This window comes from Aquisalimonas sp., from assembly GCF_007120195.1.
GTDB lineage: Bacteria > Pseudomonadota > Gammaproteobacteria > Nitrococcales > Aquisalimonadaceae > Aquisalimonas.
The window spans coordinates 1-3,597 of sequence record NZ_SKOG01000232.1; the positions used below are offsets into that span (position 1 = coordinate 1).

The window sequence follows — 3,597 nt, forward strand, 5'->3', positions numbered from 1 at the left end:
CGCCCCGCCTATTCGCCGGGGGCGTCGTTCAATCGCACGGTCGGGCTGGGGCTGCGCTACGTGGGGCGCGAGCGCATGGGCGTCATCGTTCAGGTGCGGCGAGAGTTCTTCGACGGCAACCTGCGGGACAGTCCCATCGTCGAGGGCGGTGGCCGCTGGTCTGGCATCGTGGGTGTAAGCTGGCGCTTGTGATGGCGATGCGCAACGATGTCCCCACCGAGATAGCCCGGCTGCGCCAAACGGTGGCAGCGGGTGGTTAGTGTCACCTGTCTTAGTTGATTCAATTGACTATAGGCTCCATACCATCGACGGGAGCTTCCTGCCCTGGCTATCTGGCGACTGCGTTCGTTGCCCGTTATCCAGCGGCCATGCATGTCCCTGGATATCGAAGGCCTGCCGGCGGCGGGGTCGTTCATGCCGCCGCCCTGCGGCGGCAGTAGCAAGAGGCCCGCACCGGCACCCCGGCCCGGGCCGCTGCCCGGTCAAGTTGGCGCTTGATGTGCACCACCTCCACCGTCTCGCCGCGCCGGTCGAGGCACTCATACAGCCCGTGCAGGCTCCAGACATTCTGGGGGTGCTGACAAGCGCGGCTGAGCGTGTCATCCAGGCCGAGGTCGGCGCGGTAGACCGCTTCCGCCTCCTCCAGGCGCCCCTGGTCCAGCAAAAGCGCCCCGAGCGCGTGCCGCGTCGGCTGCATCCAGGCCCACGGCTCGTCGTACGGCAGGGTGTCATCCAGTTCGACGGCCTTGTACAGATGCGCGAAGGCGGTGTCGTGGTTGCCCTTGTGGTACTCGAGTTCACCGAGCATCATCTGTTCGGCCACTTTCAGGATGTCCTCGGCCGTGTTGTTGAACAGCATGCGGCTTGCGGGCACCGCTTTCTGGGCGGCGAAGAACCTGTCCCGCTCTGCTTCGGCCTCGGTGATGTTACCGGTATTGGCAAGTGCCACCGTCCGCGCATAACGCATCATCGCCAAGGTAGTGGCATAGAGCGCGGCATCCTCCGGCAGCGGCTGCGCCACAATGGCCTCCCACATCCCGAAGCGAATCAATACATGCTGCTTCATGGGCACGAATGCCTCGAACCAGTCAGGCATCTGGTGCAGCAACGACTCCGGCAGGGTCGCGACCAACTCGTCCGCCGTTTCCAGCGCCGGGGTCGGCTGAGCAAGGAACATCGCGCCGTAGATCTTGAAGTGGTAGTTGTGGCAACGATAAACGGTGTAGAAGTTGTCCCCTCCCTCCCGGTCGAGGAATCGGCGGTCCGCCTCGATTGCGAATTCGTTGCGGGCGACCACGTTGTGATAGTCCCCGCAGAGCACGTCAATATGGGTCGCCATGTGGATCAGGTGGCCCGCATCCGGTACCAGGGCGCTGAGCCGGTCGCCATGGCGCAGCGCAAGCTCGGGATGCGGCGACATCTCCATCAAGTGGATGTACATGTGCAGCAGTCCCGGGTGGTCCCAGGCACCCTCGAGCTCGCGGAAGGCCCGCTCGAGCACCTCCTTCGCCTCGAGCGTGTCCGCGCCTTGCGCGGGCTCGCCGGTGGGCAGATCCCAGAGCTGCCAGGGCGTGCGGTTCAGCAGGGCCTCGGCGAAGAGCGCAGCGACATCGAGATCGTCTCCGTGTGCGCGATGGGCATCGCGCATGGCGTCGGCATAGCCGTCGAGACAGGGGCCGAACTCCTCCACCATCTCCTCTGGCGCCCGGTGCTGCACGGCCTGGATCAGCGCGCGCTCCACGGGAGAGACCTGTTCGGCCAGTGAGGCAGCCGCCCTCGCTGCCGGGCGCGCGAGTGCCATCGCCTCGCTCTTCTCTTCCGGTTCGAAGGTTTCCCACTGCCGATTGTAGTTCGGTCCGGCCGCATGGACGATGCCCCAGTGCGCCAACGCGCAGTCAGGATCGGCTTCGAGCGCCCTGCGGAAGCAGTCGATGGCCGCCTCGTGGTTGAAGCCGTAGAGCCAGACTCGCCCGCGATCGAACCAGCATTGCGCCTCGTCTGAGGCGGTGGTGATTTGCCGAGTATGCACTCCAAGATCGTAGTAGCCCATATCGCGCCTCCTGTGATGCCAAAAGTATAGGCGGCATAAGCCGCCCTCTCCTCCGACAGCCGCCCTCTCGCGTTTGAGTGTTGCTTGCGTTGAACGGGATGGCGGCGGCGTGGCGGGACAGGCGATGGCTGGCGACCGGCCAGCGCCGTCGGCCTGGCGGCACTGGGCGGGCTTTTCCTCAGCGCCGCTCTGGTGGCACTGCTGACGGCGTTGCTCGTGTAGATCATCGTCCGCAGCAAGGCGGTGGTGCTGATGGGCCATGCTGGGCTTCGTCGTCTCTCTGGTGCTGCTGCTCTGGTCCTTCCCGGAGCCGCGGCTGGCGCGGCGAGTGTACAGGCGTCAGCATACGCAGCCGCGCCCAACGCAGCCCGCCGGACTCCGGATCCCGGTCATTATCAGCAAGCAAGGGGTGAACGCCCTGAGGTCGTCCCGGTAAACGCGTGCTTCCCGTTCACGGGCGGGATTATCGCGACACGTGAGATGGAACCGTGCCATCAAGGGTTCTCGGCGCATTCGGGCAGCCAAGTCTCGTGGACATGAAGCCACCGCAGACCGTTGGGTCCTTCCGTGTCGGCCTGCAACACGACCGTGCTCAGGCGGCCACGCATCGGGCCGCCCTGACGGGCCTGCCACTCCTCATAGGTCACGATAGCGATCGGGCCGCGAACCGTTCGAGGTGATATCCGCCGGATCTCCAGCTGCGCGTGCGGATCCGTCGCGTACTGGCTGCACACACCGTCAATGATGGCGCGGCGCTCGAGGATGCGGGCATCTGGTGTGACGATGACAAAACCGTCCGCCAGGGCCTGTTCGAGCCGCTGGAACGCCTCGCTGGATGCATCACCGCGGAACCACGACTGGAAAAAGGCGTGTAACGCCTCGACCTCGCGGTGCGCCGCTGCAATTGGAAATTGTCCGCCCATGATCCGCGCCTGCTCTCGTCTCCAGCTTTTGTCTGCGCGCCGGGAACCCACCGTGGAACGCCGACAGCGAGCCGCTGGGCCCGCTGTTCTGCGGCACCGCTAGGCTGTCGCGAGTCATCAGAACTTCTCGACCCAGGGCCGAAGGTCCAGCTCGAAAGTCCAGGCGCTACGCTGCTGGCGGTGGAGTGCCATATAGGTCGCCGCGATCTCGCCCGGCTCCAGCAGCGAATCCGGACCGCGTTCCTCGAGCAGGTCCTCGTGCCGCGCAGAGCGAATCTGGCCATCAATGACCACATGGGAGACATGGATGCCCCGGGGTGCCATTTCACGCGCCAGGCTCTGAGCAAGAGCGCGAAGAGCGAACTTGGGCGAGGCCAGATTGGCGAAGCCGGCGCCACCGCGTAACGCGGCCGTGGCACCGGTGAACAGTATCGTGCCCTGCGCCTTATCCAACATGCGCCGCCCTGCGGCCTGCGCGACCAACAGACCGGCGAAGCAGCCAACACGCCAGCCGCTCCACCCTCGTCACCAGCCAGCTCCCGGTCGAACACTGGCACGAGCGTATCGGCGACCCCACGCTCGCCGACGCCATCCTCGATCGCCTGGTCCACAACGCCTATCGCA

General features: G+C 65.6%; 4 protein-coding genes and 1 pseudogene. 2 read left to right on the forward strand and 3 right to left on the reverse strand.

What is annotated here, in order from left to right:
* The coding region (locus QZT63_RS16485) for a MipA/OmpV family protein (RefSeq protein ID WP_290652599.1) at positions 1-192 on the forward strand (192 nt) is incomplete at its 5' end.
* A 220-nt stretch (positions 193-412) separates the two neighbouring features.
* Here the strand turns inward: QZT63_RS16485 and QZT63_RS16490 are convergent.
* The 3 genes from QZT63_RS16490 to QZT63_RS16500 form a co-directional block, all read right to left on the reverse strand.
* A complete protein-coding gene (locus QZT63_RS16490) occupies positions 413-2,050 on the reverse strand; it encodes a tetratricopeptide repeat protein (protein WP_290652601.1) in 1,638 nt (545 codons plus the stop codon).
* A 494-nt stretch (positions 2,051-2,544) separates the two neighbouring features.
* Complete coding sequence (locus QZT63_RS16495; protein ID WP_290652603.1) at positions 2,545-2,973, reverse strand: DUF4440 domain-containing protein; 429 nt, start codon at positions 2,971-2,973, stop codon at positions 2,545-2,547.
* A gap of 117 nt (positions 2,974-3,090) precedes the next feature.
* Positions 3,091-3,459 carry an SDR family NAD(P)-dependent oxidoreductase gene (locus QZT63_RS16500; protein ID WP_366637404.1) on the reverse strand — a complete coding sequence of 123 codons (369 nt, stop codon included), beginning with the start codon at positions 3,457-3,459 and terminating at the stop codon, positions 3,091-3,093.
* Between the two features lie 14 nt (positions 3,460-3,473).
* On the opposite strand from QZT63_RS16500, the pseudogene QZT63_RS16505 reads away from it, so the two are divergent.
* Positions 3,474-3,597 (forward strand): annotated as a pseudogene (locus QZT63_RS16505) (ATP-binding protein); the annotation flags it as partial.

Bases quoted from the DNA above. Each gene is read 5' to 3' on its own strand.
- QZT63_RS16490 (WP_290652601.1), bottom strand. From the start codon at position 2,050: ATGGGCTACTACGATCTTGGAGTGCATACTCGGCAAATCACCACCGCC.
- QZT63_RS16495 (WP_290652603.1), bottom strand. From the start codon at position 2,973: ATGGGCGGACAATTTCCAATTGCAGCGGCGCACCGCGAGGTCGAGGCG.